General features: G+C 69.5%; 18 protein-coding genes. 12 read left to right on the top strand and 6 right to left on the bottom strand.

Features of this window, described 5'->3' with window-relative positions:
- Window positions 1-42: 42 nt before the first annotated feature.
- A complete protein-coding gene (locus MFF26_RS05610) occupies window positions 43-273 on the bottom strand; it encodes a hypothetical protein (RefSeq protein WP_137830931.1) in 231 nt (76 codons plus the stop codon).
- Window positions 274-708: 435 nt separating this feature from the next.
- Between MFF26_RS05610 and MFF26_RS05605 the strand changes: the two genes are divergently transcribed.
- The 7 genes from MFF26_RS05605 to MFF26_RS05575 all read left to right on the top strand — a co-directional run bounded on the left by MFF26_RS05605 (window position 709) and on the right by MFF26_RS05575 (window position 5,187).
- Window positions 709-1,593, top strand: coding sequence for an outer membrane protein (locus MFF26_RS05605; protein ID WP_137830932.1), 885 nt, complete (start codon window positions 709-711; stop codon window positions 1,591-1,593).
- Window positions 1,594-2,280: 687 nt separating this feature from the next.
- A complete protein-coding gene (locus MFF26_RS05600; RefSeq protein WP_137830933.1) occupies window positions 2,281-2,673 on the top strand; it encodes a hypothetical protein in 393 nt (130 codons plus the stop codon).
- Between the two features lie 173 nt (window positions 2,674-2,846).
- A complete protein-coding gene (locus MFF26_RS05595) occupies window positions 2,847-3,140 on the top strand; it encodes a hypothetical protein (RefSeq protein WP_137830934.1) in 294 nt (97 codons plus the stop codon).
- An 80-nt stretch (window positions 3,141-3,220) separates the two neighbouring features.
- Entirely contained in the window at window positions 3,221-3,670 is a 450-nt protein-coding gene (locus MFF26_RS05590) for a DUF2934 domain-containing protein (protein WP_137830935.1), read from the top strand.
- A 199-nt stretch (window positions 3,671-3,869) separates the two neighbouring features.
- Window positions 3,870-4,160 (top strand): hypothetical protein, encoded by a 291-nt coding sequence (locus MFF26_RS05585; RefSeq protein WP_137831004.1) that lies wholly within the window; start codon window positions 3,870-3,872, stop codon window positions 4,158-4,160.
- A gap of 11 nt (window positions 4,161-4,171) precedes the next feature.
- Entirely contained in the window at window positions 4,172-4,855 is a 684-nt protein-coding gene (locus MFF26_RS05580) for an HAD family hydrolase (protein ID WP_137831003.1), read from the top strand.
- Window positions 4,856-4,977: 122 nt separating this feature from the next.
- Window positions 4,978-5,187, top strand: a complete 210-nt coding sequence (locus tag MFF26_RS05575; protein WP_137831002.1) for a hypothetical protein — start codon at window positions 4,978-4,980, stop codon at window positions 5,185-5,187.
- 79 nt (window positions 5,188-5,266) lie between these two features.
- Here the strand turns inward: MFF26_RS05575 and MFF26_RS05570 are convergent, their stop codons facing one another.
- The 3 genes from MFF26_RS05570 to MFF26_RS05560 form a co-directional block, all read right to left on the bottom strand.
- Window positions 5,267-5,476, bottom strand: a complete 210-nt coding sequence (locus tag MFF26_RS05570) for a hypothetical protein (RefSeq protein WP_238307728.1) — start codon at window positions 5,474-5,476, stop codon at window positions 5,267-5,269.
- 289 nt (window positions 5,477-5,765) lie between these two features.
- Entirely contained in the window at window positions 5,766-6,146 is a 381-nt protein-coding gene (locus MFF26_RS05565) for a DUF6481 family protein (RefSeq protein ID WP_137831000.1), read from the bottom strand.
- Between the two features lie 263 nt (window positions 6,147-6,409).
- Window positions 6,410-6,619: a cold-shock protein gene (locus tag MFF26_RS05560; RefSeq protein ID WP_056238742.1), complete on the bottom strand. Its 210-nt coding sequence runs from the start codon at window positions 6,617-6,619 to the stop codon at window positions 6,410-6,412.
- Window positions 6,620-7,103: 484 nt separating this feature from the next.
- Between MFF26_RS05560 and MFF26_RS05555 the strand changes: the two genes are divergently transcribed.
- Both MFF26_RS05555 and MFF26_RS05550 read left to right on the top strand, forming a co-directional pair.
- Complete coding sequence (locus MFF26_RS05555) at window positions 7,104-7,619, top strand: peptide deformylase (RefSeq protein WP_238307727.1); 516 nt, start codon at window positions 7,104-7,106, stop codon at window positions 7,617-7,619.
- Between the two features lie 171 nt (window positions 7,620-7,790).
- The gene (locus tag MFF26_RS05550; RefSeq protein WP_238307726.1) at window positions 7,791-8,168 is read left to right on the top strand and encodes a hypothetical protein; all 378 of its coding nucleotides are present in this window, start codon (window positions 7,791-7,793) and stop codon (window positions 8,166-8,168) included.
- 34 nt (window positions 8,169-8,202) lie between these two features.
- On the opposite strand, the gene MFF26_RS05545 is transcribed toward MFF26_RS05550, so the two are convergent.
- Window positions 8,203-9,126, bottom strand: a complete 924-nt coding sequence (locus MFF26_RS05545; protein WP_238307725.1) for a manganese catalase family protein — start codon at window positions 9,124-9,126, stop codon at window positions 8,203-8,205.
- A 245-nt stretch (window positions 9,127-9,371) separates the two neighbouring features.
- Here MFF26_RS05545 and MFF26_RS05540 point away from each other — a divergent pair, with 245 nt between their 5' ends.
- A complete protein-coding gene (locus MFF26_RS05540; protein ID WP_238307724.1) occupies window positions 9,372-11,111 on the top strand; it encodes an L-lactate permease in 1,740 nt (579 codons plus the stop codon).
- Window positions 11,112-11,312: 201 nt separating this feature from the next.
- Here the strand turns inward: MFF26_RS05540 and MFF26_RS05535 are convergent, their stop codons facing one another.
- The gene (locus MFF26_RS05535; protein WP_137830995.1) at window positions 11,313-11,741 is read right to left on the bottom strand and encodes a DUF983 domain-containing protein; all 429 of its coding nucleotides are present in this window, start codon (window positions 11,739-11,741) and stop codon (window positions 11,313-11,315) included.
- 187 nt (window positions 11,742-11,928) lie between these two features.
- On the opposite strand from MFF26_RS05535, the gene MFF26_RS05530 reads away from it, so the two are divergent.
- Both MFF26_RS05530 and MFF26_RS05525 read left to right on the top strand, forming a co-directional pair.
- Window positions 11,929-12,462, top strand: coding sequence for a GNAT family N-acetyltransferase (locus MFF26_RS05530; protein WP_137830994.1), 534 nt, complete (start codon window positions 11,929-11,931; stop codon window positions 12,460-12,462).
- 111 nt (window positions 12,463-12,573) lie between these two features.
- The gene (locus MFF26_RS05525; RefSeq protein WP_137830993.1) at window positions 12,574-13,299 is read left to right on the top strand and encodes a response regulator; all 726 of its coding nucleotides are present in this window, start codon (window positions 12,574-12,576) and stop codon (window positions 13,297-13,299) included.
- Window positions 13,300-13,339 lie beyond the last annotated feature (40 nt).

Genomic DNA, 13,339 nt, shown 5'->3' with positions numbered 1-13,339 from the left:
TTGCAGCCAGGACATCCGAACAGGGCCGGGAGGCGTCCGCTCTCAGCGAGCGCGCAGCAGGCAGGGGTCGAGGGCGGTCGTTCGCGCCGACGGACCGATCGAGCCCGTCACGACCGGATCGGTGTCGAGGGACGCGATGCGCGCCGCGCCGGGTTCGACCGAGCGGGCGACGTAGTGGCCGAGCCCCACGGCGGCGAGGCCTGCGGCCACGGTCACCTTGAGGGTCCAGGACAGGAGGCCGCGGGTCGGTTGCGGGCCGGTGTCGAGAGGCATGGCGGCAGAGATCCGGGCCTGTTCGCGGGCCCTGACAGGACCCCGGCTCCAACTCTGCCCGAACAGGGTTAACGGCGCCTTCACCAAGCCGCGCCCCGCGGGGTGACCGGAGGATGCGAGACCGTCGGCCGCGCCGAAGCTATAAAAGGTCTTGTTAACCACGTTTGCGACTTGAGAGTCGATCAAGTCTTGACTTGTTCTTCGAGCGATCGCGAGCGAGACCAGATGTGCGGAACGACACATCGAGCCGGAGCCAATGCAAACGGGCGCGTAAGCTTCATGTTTCGTTGACGGGTTCGGCCTAATTGCTTCGTTCATCGCAGGAGGGCGACGACATCCGGGGAAGGCCCCCGGCACTCACCAGGCCAGGATGCAGGCCATAACACCCGGAGCGCGCTGCGTGCCGGCTCCCGCCAAACCCAGGAACCCGACCCCATGAAGACCCTTCTTCTCGCCTCGACCGCTCTCGTGGCCGGCACCATCGCCGCCTCGGCCGCCGACCTCCCCCGCCGCGCCGCCCCGCCGCCGGTGTTCCAGCCGGTTCCCGTGTTCACCTGGACCGGCTTCTACGCCGGTTTCAACGCGGGCTACGGCTTCGGCACCAACGACAACCGCACCGGCGCGACCGTCCTCGGCCTCAACGGCGCCTCGCTGCTCGTGCCGGCCGGCACCACCGCCGTCGTCGCCTTCAACAACAACCGCACCAACGAGGGCTTCGTCGGCGGCGGTCAGATCGGCTACAACTATCAGTTCACGCCGGGCTCCGGCTTCGTCGTCGGTGTCGAGGCCGACGCCCAGTACGCCGATTTCGGCCGTGAGCGGAACCGCTTCCAGGTCATCAGCAGCAACGGCGTCAACGCCCTCGCCGCTCAGCAGGTGTTCAACCCGGCGGGCATCGCCGGCCTCGATTACTTCGGCACCGTGCGCGGCCGCCTCGGCTACGCCTTTGACCGCACCCTCGTCTACGGCACCGGCGGCTTCGCCTATGGCGGCGGCGGCGGCCGGGACTTCGGCACCGGCGTGTCGAGCAACGACTTCCAGACCGGCTGGGCCGCCGGCGGCGGCGTCGAGTACGCCCTGCCGACCGACAGCTTCCTGAACTTCTTCCGCTCGTCGGCCGTCACGCTGAAGGTCGAAGGCCTGTACGTGAACCTCGACAAGGGCTCGGCCCGCAACGGCGCCTTCGCCGTCGACAACGCCGGCCGCACCGTGACCGTGAACAGCCCCGGCGTCCTGCTCGTCAGCGGAGGCCGCGAGGTTCGCGAGAGCGAGTTCGCCGTCGTCCGCGCCGGCATCAACTACAAGTTCGGCTCGTACTGAGACCGCACCCGGTCGGACGTCGAGACGTCCCGACACCTTCCCAGCGTCGATGGCTCACCCGAGCCGTCGGCCCCCTCGGAGCCCGGCGCCCCCGCGTCGGGCTCTTTTTTGTCCTGCCCGACCCGCCGCCTCGCGTCGCAGGCGGCCCGCACGGGCCCGATCTTCATGCCCGGTTTACCATACCGGCCGATGCTGCCGGCCCGGAGGCTCGGAGTGGGCCCGCCGGATCCGAAACGCCAGGGCAGGGCCGTGCCGCCGCATGAGACAGGACCGGGGCTTCGATCGGCGGTCGCGTTCGCGGGTGGCCCGGATGGGCGGGCAGGTCCGCGCGCCGGCGCTCTTTGCTGTCGCGCTGCTCTCGGCTATGCCCGCCGCTGTCCGTGCGGAGGGACCGCTCTACCTGCGGATTCGTCCCAACCCGGTCCCCGCGGCGACAGCCGTGGCAGGATCGGGGCAAGAGCGTGAAGCCGGGCGTGAAACCGTCTGGGAGCGCGCCGACCGGCGTGCCCGCCTCGCGATCGCCTCGGTCTGTACCGGATGTCTCGACACGCGCATCGTCGGGCGTCCGGCGGAGGCGCCGGTTCCGGTCGTGCGTGCGTCCCGTTCCCCGAATGCGGCGATGGCCGCGGCGGAGGACACCGTCCCGTTGACACCCCTTTGGTCCAACCCACCGCCAGCAGGTGATCCATGAGCCAGGCCCACCCGACCACCGGCGCGACCGTCGATCCGGAATGCCCGGTCTCCCTCGAATTGCTCGGGGAGGTCTATCGCGCCGACGATTACGACCTGCCCTACATCCTGGAGAAGATCCCGGAGCTGACCCGGGCGCGGCTCGCCGCCTATCTCTACGGCAAGAGCCACATGCATCAGCTCGGCCTCAAGGTGGCCCGTGCCTGCGAGCGGGACGACCTGATCCGCGCGGCCGGCGAGATCGGCTCGGTGATCCATGGGCAGTCGCGTCTGAAGCCCGCCCCGGCCGCCCCGGAACCCGCCGCCGTTCCCAGCCGGGGGCGGCCGGCGCCGGCTCCGAAGAAGATCAGCCTCGGCGGCTCGGCCGCCAAGGGCCGCAGCTTCGACTGACCCGGGGGCCACCCGGCCCAGGAGGCCGCCTTCAGCCACGCGGCGCACGAAGCCGGACCGACTTCTCGACGGTCCGTGCGGCTCGGCCCAAGAGCGTGTATCGACCGCTTGTATCGAGGCGCCTCCCGACGGGTCGGAACCCGGCCGTCGAGCGGCGCCGTGGGAGCACAGACATGTTCGGACCGTGGTGGAAGCTCGGGGTCGACACGACCCTGCTCGCCTTCGAGGCGCAGGCGGTGATCGGCCTGCGCCTCGCCAAACTCGCGGCCGGCGGCAGCGCCGCCCAGGTCGAGGCGCAGCGCATGGTCAGCGAGAAGATCTTCGCGGCCGGCGAGGCGGCGATGCAGATCGCCACCGGCGCCTCCACCGGGGCGGTGGTCGCCGGCTATCGCCGCAAGGTGCGGGCGAACCACCGCCGGCTCTCGCGCGCTCCCAAGGCGAGCCCCAAGACGGGCTCCAAACGGTGACGGGGCGGGGGCGGTTAACCGCCCTTTAACCATGGCCTCCCATCGTTCGGGCTCACGCCGGACGACCATCAGGAGGCTTCATGCCGTTGTGCGAGCACCAGGTGCGCGAGCGCGCCTACTACATCTGGGAAGACGAGGGCCGGGGCTTCGGCCGGGCCGAAATCCATTGGCTGCAGGCCGAGGCGGAGCTGCGCCGGGGCGCCGAGGCGGGCGTCGCGCATGCGGCCGAGGCCGTCCCGGTGAAGGCGGCCAAGGCGCCGGCGAAGCCCCGCGCCGCCAAGCCGGCCGTACGGACGCCCGCCGAGGCCCTCGCGGGCGTCACCGAGGCGGCCAAGTCGCCCGCCGCCCGGGCCGCCGTGAAGCCGGTCAAGGTCGCGCGCAAGGCCGCCGAGACCAGCGTCGATCAGGCGCCGGCCAAGGTTGCGGCCAAAACCACCAAGGCTGCTGCCAAGCCCGCGTCGAAATCGGCGCCGAAGGCCGCCTCCCGGGCCAAGCCGCGCGCCGCCGCCGAGGGCGCGTCCCTGCACTGAGACCGGCCCTGTCGGGATACGGTGCGAGAGCCCGCCGCCCCCGAGGTCGGCGGGCTTCGCCGTTTCAGGGGCATGCGGGTCGGGCAAGGGGTCGGGCAAGGGGTCGGGAAGGGGGCGGGCAAGCGGGCGGGAACGCCGGGCAGGCTCGGCCGTTGGATCCTCGCTGCCTGACTCGGGCGGGGTTTCGCGAGAGGGTGCCATGCGCGCGTTGACGACCGGTTTGCTGGCGGCTCTCGGGGCAACCCTCGGAATCACCCTGTCCACGGGCGCGGCCGAAGCGGGGCCGCGGCGCGAGGCGGTCTTCGAGGGGCCGGCCGTGCCGGCGGCGAGCGGGCGGGCGCCGTGGAACACCCCGTGGGAATACGATTCGGGCAGCGACAACGACCGGCGCCCCGAGCTTCCCTATTACCAGCAGGGCCGCGGCCAGCAGACCGGCGGCCCGGCCCGCAACCTGCTGCCGGATGACGGCGTCCACCTGTTTCCGCGATAGGGGCGGGGCCGGTGACATCCCCCCGAGGCGCCGTCGTCTTCGACATCGACGGCACCCTGCTCGACAGCGTCGACCAGCATGCCCGCGCCTGGGTCGAGGCCTTCGCGCATTTTGGAATCCAGGCGGAGGAAGCGGAGGTCCGCCGCCAGATCGGCAAGGGGGGCGACCAGCTCCTGCCGGTCTTCGTCGATCCCGACCGGCTCGCCCGCGAGGGCGAGACCATCGAGGCCTACCGCTCGGATCTGTTCAAGCGGCGCTACCTCGATCAGGTCCGGCCCTTCCCCGGCGTGCGGGCGCTCCTCGCCCGCCTGCGCGAGGACGGCCTGACCGTGGCCCTCGCCTCCTCGGGCAAGGCCTCCGAGGTCGAGCACTATCAGAAGATCCTCGGCATTGAGGATCTGGTCGACGCGGTGACGAGTGCGGACGATGCCGACCGGTCCAAGCCCCATCCCGACATCTTCGAGGCGGTCCTGCGCAAGCTCCCCGACTGCCCGAAGGAATCGGTGATCGCGGTGGGCGACACGCCCTACGACGCCGAGGCGGCGGGGCGAGCGGGCCTCGCCACGATCGGCGTCCTGTGCGGCGGCTTCCCCGAGGCGGACCTGTCGGCGGCCGGCTGCATCGCCATCTACCGCGACCCGCAGGACCTGCTCGACGGTTACGCGCAGGCACCCTTCTCGGTAAAGAAGCTGTGAACGGGACTTGCCGCATGCAAGCGAGCGGGTAACCGCAAGCCGGCAAAGCTATGGCCATTCGCGACGGAACGGTCTATCAGCCCGCCCCGCGGGGGGCGAAGCCCGCTTTTCGGATGCACTCGATGCCGACCACTGCCGAGACGCTCGCGCCTTCCTCCACCATCCTGGGCAAGTCCCTGCAGCAGCAGGTCGCCGAGGCGATTGAGGATCGGGCCTTGCCGATCAGCCGGCTGCTGCGCCTGATGTGGGCGCTCGATGCCGAGCGCAGCCCTGCCAACCAGAATCTGCGAGCCCGCCTGCGCGCCCGGATCGGCGAGCCCCTCGACGCCTGATCGCCGGCTGCCTCCCCGCGCCGAACTCCGACCGGAACCGATAGGGGCCGGCGGCTCGGACGCGGATGAGGGGCATGTCTCAGCGGTGGCGCCGCCGACGCTGACCCTTCTTGGCCTGGCCGCCCGACTTGCGCTGCATGCAGGAGGCCCAGATCTGGCGGCCGATCTCGCGAAGGCCGAGATTGAGCGGATCGGGTGCCGAGAACACCTGCGCCCGCGCTTCGCTCCGGCAGAAGGCATCTTCGGCGCTGCGGATCGGCGGTTCGGCCCGGGCGCCCGAGGCGAACATCGAGAGTCCGGCTGCGGCGATCAGCGGAGCAAGTCTTCGAGCCGGCCCGGGGGACCGCCCTGGGATGATGCGCCGGATGTTTTCCAAGGACTGTCCTCCCTCATCCGCTTTCTATCAGCGTCTTTGGGAAAGAGGTGCCGACAATGCGGCACCTTGCCAAGCACCGCCGCGCGAAATCCTGTCCAGATTGCGTAGTTTGAGCTGAGATCTGCGCGGAGCCGCGCACAAAAAACGCGCCGGGCTCGAAGCGTCCGGCGCGCGGGTCTTGATCGATCGGGAAGACCGCCCGTCAGCGGCGGATCTTCACCTTGGCCTTGCGAGCCGCGTAGCGGGCATCGCGGGCAGCCTTCTTCTCGGCGGCCTCGGCGGCCTTGCGCTCGGCGAGGGCGGCGGCCTCGGCGGCCTCGCGGGCGATCTGAGCGGCGAGTTCCGCCTCTTCGCGGGCGCGCTTCTCTTCCGCAGCCTTGCGCTCGGCCTCGATGCGGGCACGCTCACGCTCGCGGGCGCGCTCGTCGCGGGCACGGGCCACTTCGGCACGGGCCTGGGCCTTGGCGCGCTGCTCCGGGTCGTCCAGCGGGGGACGGGCCTTGAATTTCTCGAGCAAGGCCGCCTTGGCGGCCTGGGAGTTCTGACGGCGATCCTCGAAGTTCCTGAAGTCGAATGCGCTCATATGGCCTTTCTCATGTGGTGATACGGCCGGCCGCCGGGTCGGTCATCAGCGCGCGTCGCGGCGCACGGATCGGGATCTGAAACAAGCTCTCGGGGACCGGGCGGCCGGAACTCGGCGCGAATCTTATGCAACCGGCGCAGTCGATGCACCAGTGCGCTGCAACACGCAACAGATATGGAAGGTTCCATGCACAGCGCCGGTCACATTTTTCGATCTGTTGCTGCGAATCAGCGATTTTTTCGGTCGCTGCGCAGTCCTCAGCCTCAGGAAGCCTGGAGGTTGATGGCTGCCGGCTTGCCGCTGCGGCGATCGTTCTCGATGTCGAAGGTCACCTTCTGCCCCTCGGCGAGACCGCGCAGGCCCGCTTGCTGGACGGCGGAGATATGGACGAACACGTCCTTGCCGCCGTCGTCGGGCTGGATGAATCCGTAGCCCTTGATCTCGTCGAACCACTTCACGGTGCCGTTGCTCATGCGGGTCTCTCCTGCCCCTCGTCGTCGGGGTCCGCACAGGTCGCGTCCCGGCCTCAAGGCCGTCCCGTTCGTCGAAGCGAGCGAGGGGAATGGTGCCGGAACCGCATCCCGTCCGGGATATCGGGAACGGTCTCGCAAAGACCGGTCGCCGATCGACGAGGCATACGTATGATCGAAGAGGCAAACCTGCAACCCGGTCAAAGGTTTCATCCGGGATGGTCGCTTCTTCGACCTTGAACAAGCTTGGCCTTCAAGAGAAACGATCGTGCGCTCTCCCTGCCGAACGCCAAGGAGGACTAAAGTCTTGGCATCACGTCTTCGTGCGGCTCGCAGTCACCTTGATTAACAAAGGTTATGACGCTTCCTGCGGCGGGCTGAGCTGACCCGCTTGCGCCGCCGCGACGGGATCGCGATCGCTCCCGCCAGGGGGCCGGATCGCCCCGTCGTACCCCTCTCCCAACCGCCCGAAGTGACCGAACCGCCCATGCCTGCCTGCCCGTTGATCTTCCATCCCGATCCCCGCCTGAGCCGGCCGGCGGCGGCGATGGCCCTGTCCCCAGAGGCCGTGCACGCGCTGGCGCGGGACGTGCTCGACACCCTCGGCGAGGTCGGGGCGATGGGCCTCACCGCGCCGCATATCGGCCGCGCCGAGCGGATCGTGGTGATCCGCCTTCAGCCGGACGAGGACGCCGCCACCTATGTCGATCCCATCGTCGTCTGGGCCTCCGAGGAGCGCGCCGCCCATCCCGAGGGCAGCGTGTCGATGCCGGGGGTGATCGAACCCGTCGAGCGACCCGCCCGGATCCGGGTGCGCTACCGCGACCTCGACGGGGTGGAGCGGGAGGAGGCGGCCGAGGGGCTGCGCGCCGCCTGCCTCCAGCACGAGATCGATCAGCTCGACGGCGTGTTCTGGATCGAGCGCCTGACCCGCCTGCGCCGGGATCGGGCCTTGCGGCGCTTCGCCAAGATCCGGGGACAGGCGGCGCGCAAGGCCGGGTGAGGCGGCCCCGCGTCACGGGGCGGGGGCTTCGAAACCTTGAAGGGTAAGGGGCGATCCGGCGTTCGGTCCGGTGGATCTGGCGGCGTGTGCGGCCGCACCGGCCCATCGCCGCGCGTCGCCCGGACGACCCGCGCCGTGGTATCGTCGCGGCCGTCACCCTGGATCCGCGCGATGCTCCGCTTTCTTCCTGTTCTCGCCCTGCTGGCCGCGACCGGCGCCGCCGCGCAGGGCGCTGCCGAAAAAGCCGCGAAGGCGGGGGGCGAGCCGGTGATCGGCTGCACGTCGCTCTCGAACCTGCGCAGCCTCCTGCGCGACACCAAGGGCGACACGGTCGCGGCGCTGGCGACGATCCGCGACCCGAAATCCGATCTCGGCTGCAGCACGGTCGAGCGCGCCGCGGTCACCGAGATCGCCGATCACGCGGCGCTGGGCGGCAGGGCCTACGATTGCCTCGCCCTGAAGGGGACGGCGGTCTGTCACTGGGTCGTTGCCGGCACGGTGGCCCCGCCCGAGCCGAAGGCGGCGCCACCTGCCAAATCGAAGAAGTGACCGGGGAGGGCGCCTCGCCTCCCCGGCGCCGGAATCAGCGGGCCTTCTTGGTCAGCTTCTCGGCGATCTCGAACATCTCCTCCGGCGCGTAGTCCGGCGTGAAGGCCGAGGGGACGCCGGTGAGCTGATGGATCTTGCCGCCGTCGGGCATGCCCTCGACCACCTCCAGCTCGCCCGGCGGATCGCCCGGAAGGGCCTGCTCGCCATTGCCCCAGAGGCCGGCGATCTCGCGGTAATCGTTCGGGCTCCAGGTGTAGAGCCGGCGGTGCGAGCCCTCCTGCAGGTATTTCTGGCTCTCGGGAATCTTCGAGAGATCGATATTGGGCGTCGGCAGGAACTTCTCGATTTCCACGCCGGTGATCTTCTTGAGGGCGAGCGCGTAGGCATGGGCGTGGACCGAGCCGCGCACGAGCAGGTAGCCGCAGACCTCGCGGCCGGTCGGGTCGGTGAGCGTCTCGTAGACCCGCAGCTTGTGCAGCCGCGCGCCGCATTCGAGATGGAAGTTGTGCAGCAGATCGACGACGACGTTGCCGGTCGAGGTGATGAAATCGTTGTTCCACGAGGCGCCGTTGCTGTTGATCGGCGCCGCCCCGCCCCCGCCCGACAGGAAGGCCGCGGCGAGGCGGATGTCCTTCATGTCCTCGAACGGCGCGCCGGAGATGTCGCCGCCGTCGCTCGAATCGCCGTCGTTGTCCGGCCCGTTGTTGAGCATGGCGACGCCGTTGCTGACGAGCTCGACATGGCCGAGTTCCTCCGCGGTGATGCTGGCGACCAGGCTGTAGAACGGCTTCAGCTTGTCCTTGCTGCGGAAATTGAAGCTCTGGAACATGTAATTGCCCAGGGTGGACATCTCACCGTACTTGCCGCCCAAGAGCTCCTGGAGCGCGGCCGCCGCGTTGGGATCGCGACGCTTGGGGGCGGGCAACTCGGCCTGCAGCTGGTCGACGCGCATGAACATAAGGGGCTCTCCTTCACCGTGCGGCCTGAGAGACCGCGGCGTGGGAACCCGCCCGGAGGGATCGGTATCCGAGCCTGCTTCAGGTTTACGCAGGTTACGGCCGCGCGTGAGGCTTAACCTGTTGCAAGGTCACGACACTTGCCCTGGATACAGGATACAACGCGTTGAGCGAGCCAAACGGCTCTGCTAGCAACCCTCTGATAAGGTCCGGGCAAAAAATCCGGGCACGGAGGAGGGCGACGCCCGTGACACCCTGGAATCAAGTTTACGACCCATTCGGAAACCAATGGGTCTCGACCTTCATGGCCTCGCTGCCGGTCATCGCCCTGCTGGGCATGATCGCGAGCGGTAAGATCAAGGTCCATATCGCCGCCGTCCTCGCCCTCGTCGTCGCCTTCCTCGTGGCGGTGGTGGCCTTCGGCATGCCGACCGATCTCGCCGTCCGGGCGACCATCCTCGGCATGGTCACGGGCATGTTCCCGATCGGCTGGATCATCCTCAACGTGATCTTCCTCTACCGCCTGACGGTGGAGAAGGGCTGGTTCGCGATCCTCCAGCAATCGGTCGCGGGCATCACCGAGGACCGGCGCATCCAGCTGCTCCTGGTGGCCTTCGCCTTCGGCGCCTTCTTCGAGGGCGCGGGCGGCTTCGGCACCCCGGTCGCCGTCACGGGCGCCATCCTGATCGGCCTGGGCTTCTCGCCGCTGGCGGCCTCGGGCCTCTCGCTCATCGCCAACACGGCCCCCGTGGCCTACGGCGCGCTGGGTGCCCCGGTTCAGGGACTGGCCTCGGTGACGGGCTACGATCCCTACGTCCTCGGCGCCATGATCGGCCGCCAGCTGCCGTTCTTCTCGGTGATCGTGCCGTTCTGGCTGATCTGGGTGTTCGCGGGCTTCCGCGGCATGATGGCGATCTGGCCGCCGATCGCGGTCTGCGGCGTGTCCTTCGCGCTCGCCCAGTTCCTGATCTCGAACTACGTCAACCCGTGGATCGTCGATATCGGCGCCTCGCTCGCCTCGATGGCGGCCCTCGTCGCCTTCCTGAAGGTGTGGCGCCCGGCGCAGGTCTGGACCTCGCCCGCCCTGCGCGGCCACGATCCGTCGATCGGCTACGGCGAGCCGCGCCCGGCCTCCCTCGGCGCGGGCGTCCCCAGCGACCTGCCGAAGGTTCAGCTCGGCGGCCGCACCGCCTCCTCGCAGGAGATCATGATGGCCTGGGTGCCGTGGATCATCCTGTCGATCATCGTGGCGGTCTGGGGCACCGGCTGGTTCAAGGGCATCGTCAACCCGATCTTCTCGTGGAAATACGAGGTGCCGGGCCTGCACAACATGATCATGAAGGTGCCGCCGGTGGAGGCGAAGCCGAAGGCCGAGGCCGCGATTTTCAACTTCACCTACATGTCCTACACCGGCACGGGCGTGCTGTTCGCCGCGACCATCTCCGGCTTCATCATGCGCTTCTCGCCGGTGCGCCTCATCACCGCGTATTTCGAGACGATCTGGGTGCTGCGCTACTCGCTCATCACCATCGCGGCGATGCTCGCGCTCGGCGTCCTCACCCGCTACGCGGGCGTCGATGCCACGCTGGGTCTGGCGTTCGCCGGCACCGGCATCCTCTACCCCTTCTTCGGCACCCTGCTCGGTTGGCTCGGCGTGGCGCTGACGGGATCGGACACTGCCTCCAACGTGCTGTTCGGCGGCCTGCAGCGGATCACCTCCGAGCAGCTCGGCCTGTCGGGCATCCTCATGGCCTCGGCCAATTCCTCGGGCGGCGTGATGGGCAAGATGATCGACGCCCAGTCGATCGTCGTGGCCTCGACCGCGACCGGGTATTTCGGCCAGGAGAGCAAGATCCTGCGCTTCGTGTTCTGGCACTCGATCGTGCTGGCCTGCCTCGTCGGCGGTCTCGTGATGCTGCAGGCCTATGTCTACCCGTTCACCGAGATGGTGATCCACCCGCCGGCCGGCGTGCCCGCCGCGCACTGATCCGGGCCGGCACCGTCCGACCCAGGACCTGACCAAAGAGAAGGCCCGCCCCGTGCGAACGGGGCGGGCCTTCTGCATTTCGCAGCGATGCCGGTCGCGGCTAGAGCACGATGCGGAAAAGTGGAATCCGGTTTTCCGGAATCATCGTGCGACCACAAAGAGATAGAGCGTGCCGCTGTTTCCGTAGAAATGCAGCACGCTCTAGGCCGGGCCGGACGGTTCCGGTTTCGCGGCGGGGTCGGTGCGGGCCGGAGCCGGGCGGGCGAGCCGTCCCTCCGCGGCCCGGTGGACGTACTGACTCGCCACGAGCCAGCCCTTGAAGAAGCGCAAGGGGAGGGTGCAGGCGATCAGCACCACCGGCAGCGTCAGCACGAAGTGGAGCCAGACCGGCGGGTTGTAGGTCAGTTCGAGCCAGAGGCCGAAGGCGACCGCGGGGATCGCGGTGGTCATCATCACGAAGAAGGCCGGCCCGTCGGCGGGGTCGGCGAAAGCGTAGTCGAGCCCGCAGGCGTCGCAGGAGGGCGCCACCTGCAGGAAACCCTTGAACAGGTGTCCGCGTCCGCAGCGCGGGCAGGCGCTGCGGACGGCGCAGGCGACGGGCGATTGGGTGGGGTAGGCGGGATCGGGCATCGAACCTCGTCGAACCTCTCTTCGCAGGGGCAACGGGGCCCGGCGGCGATGGTTCGCTCTCATCACGAACCCGCGACATCCCGGCAAGGGCAGGGCAGCTCTGTGGAATTTCTCCGGTCGGACCGGGATTAGAGTCGCGCCGACGCACGTGCCTTTCCCCCGGCATCCGCGTGCCCACATCACGGAAATGTTTTTCCGGCGCGCCCGTCGCGACAGCCTCCTCGACCTCCCCCGGATCGAGACCGAACGGCTGTCGATCACTCCGCTGGTGCATGCCGATGCGCCGGCCCTGCACCGCCTGACCGACGACCCGGCGATCGTCGGCGCCATCGACTTCCTGCCCGATCCCTTCACCCTCACGGATGCCGAGGGGCTGATCGCGGGCGGGCGGCACGGGCGCGACCGCTTCCTCGGGGCCTGGATGCGCGAGCCCGGCGCGGCGCCGCTTGCCGGCGTCGTCGGCGCGCATCTGCGGGGCGAGGGCGCCATCGAGATCGGCTACTGGATCGGCGGCGCCGCCCGAGGGCGCGGCTTCGGTGCGGAGGCGGTAGGGGGCGTCCTCGCCCTGCTGCGGCGGCGCTTTCCCCGCCGCGCGATCCTGGCCGAGTGCCGGCCCGGCAACGTCGCCTCCTGGGGCCTGCTGCACAAGCTCGGGTTCCGCGACACCGGCTCGGAGGGGCATCGTCCGGGACGGCGCCAGCTCGTGCTCGAAGGCGCGTGACGCCGGAACGGCGATTGGACAAAAGCACGGGCAGCCATCCTTGCCGAAATGCCTTAAGAGTCGGGTGAGACGAGGCCGGTGCACCGGCCCACCGGAAGGCGTGACCCGCGAATGATGGCCAGCGCAGCAACCGATCCGGCGAACGCTCCCGCGGAGGCCGCCCCGCGGACCGGGGAGGGCACCCTGCGGCTCCTCCTGGTCGACGACCATCCCCTGTTCCGCGAGGCGCTGGCGAGCGCCATCGCCCTGGCCTTTCCCGGCGCCGAGCTGCATGAGGCCGACGGCATCCGCGGCGCCTGCGAGATTCTCGACAGGAATCTGGGCATCGACCTGACGCTCCTCGACCTGACCATGCAGGGCGTGGCCGGCTTCGACGGGCTCGTCACCATCCGCACCCGCTTTCCCCGGGTGCCGATCCTGATCGTCTCCGGCCTGGAGGAGCCGCGCATCATGCACGAGGCGGTCCGCCACGGCGCGGCGGGCTTCGTGCCCAAGGCCGTCGACAAGGCGACGCTGACGCGGGCGATCTCCGAGGTTCTGAACGGCGCCCTGTTCATGCCGCCCGATCGCGCCGCCCCGCCCGCCCCGGCCCGACCGAGCAAGAAGCCGCCGCTCGCCGAGCGCGTCGCCCGGCTGACGCCGCAGCAGATGCGGGTCCTGACCATGATCCGCCAGGGCAAGCTCAACAAGCAGATCGCCCACGAGCTTCAGGTCGGCGACTCGACCGTGAAGGCCCATGTCTCCGAGATCCTGCGCAAGCTCGAAGTCATCAGCCGCACCCAGATCGTGATCGAGACCGCCTATCTCGACTTCGATCAGACCGGCGGCGGATTCTAAGGCCTGTTTGACCCGCTCATCCTCACCCGCATCCTGATGT

This window comes from Methylorubrum suomiense, from assembly GCF_022179765.1.
Lineage (GTDB): Bacteria > Pseudomonadota > Alphaproteobacteria > Rhizobiales > Beijerinckiaceae > Methylobacterium > Methylobacterium suomiense.
Note: the sequence above shows the minus strand (reverse complement) of the source record. Positions and strands in the feature narration are given on the sequence as shown.

Bases quoted from the DNA above. Each gene is read 5' to 3' on its own strand.
- MFF26_RS05560 (WP_056238742.1), bottom strand. From the start codon at position 6,619: ATGAGCAACGGCACCGTGAAGTGGTTCGACGAGATCAAGGGCTACGGA.
- MFF26_RS05590 (WP_137830935.1), top strand. From the start codon at position 3,221: ATGCCGTTGTGCGAGCACCAGGTGCGCGAGCGCGCCTACTACATCTGG.
- MFF26_RS05605 (WP_137830932.1), top strand. From the start codon at position 709: ATGAAGACCCTTCTTCTCGCCTCGACCGCTCTCGTGGCCGGCACCATC.
- MFF26_RS05610 (WP_137830931.1), bottom strand. From the start codon at position 273: ATGCCTCTCGACACCGGCCCGCAACCGACCCGCGGCCTCCTGTCCTGG.
- MFF26_RS05585 (WP_137831004.1), top strand. From the start codon at position 3,870: ATGCGCGCGTTGACGACCGGTTTGCTGGCGGCTCTCGGGGCAACCCTC.
- MFF26_RS05595 (WP_137830934.1), top strand. From the start codon at position 2,847: ATGTTCGGACCGTGGTGGAAGCTCGGGGTCGACACGACCCTGCTCGCC.
- MFF26_RS05530 (WP_137830994.1), top strand. From the start codon at position 11,929: ATGTTTTTCCGGCGCGCCCGTCGCGACAGCCTCCTCGACCTCCCCCGG.
- MFF26_RS05600 (WP_137830933.1), top strand. From the start codon at position 2,281: ATGAGCCAGGCCCACCCGACCACCGGCGCGACCGTCGATCCGGAATGC.
- MFF26_RS05555 (WP_238307727.1), top strand. From the start codon at position 7,104: ATGCCTGCCTGCCCGTTGATCTTCCATCCCGATCCCCGCCTGAGCCGG.
- MFF26_RS05525 (WP_137830993.1), top strand. From the start codon at position 12,574: ATGATGGCCAGCGCAGCAACCGATCCGGCGAACGCTCCCGCGGAGGCC.
- MFF26_RS05535 (WP_137830995.1), bottom strand. From the start codon at position 11,741: ATGCCCGATCCCGCCTACCCCACCCAATCGCCCGTCGCCTGCGCCGTC.
- MFF26_RS05570 (WP_238307728.1), bottom strand. From the start codon at position 5,476: ATGTTCGCCTCGGGCGCCCGGGCCGAACCGCCGATCCGCAGCGCCGAA.
- MFF26_RS05575 (WP_137831002.1), top strand. From the start codon at position 4,978: ATGCCGACCACTGCCGAGACGCTCGCGCCTTCCTCCACCATCCTGGGC.
- MFF26_RS05565 (WP_137831000.1), bottom strand. From the start codon at position 6,146: ATGAGCGCATTCGACTTCAGGAACTTCGAGGATCGCCGTCAGAACTCC.
- MFF26_RS05550 (WP_238307726.1), top strand. From the start codon at position 7,791: ATGCTCCGCTTTCTTCCTGTTCTCGCCCTGCTGGCCGCGACCGGCGCC.
- MFF26_RS05545 (WP_238307725.1), bottom strand. From the start codon at position 9,126: ATGTTCATGCGCGTCGACCAGCTGCAGGCCGAGTTGCCCGCCCCCAAG.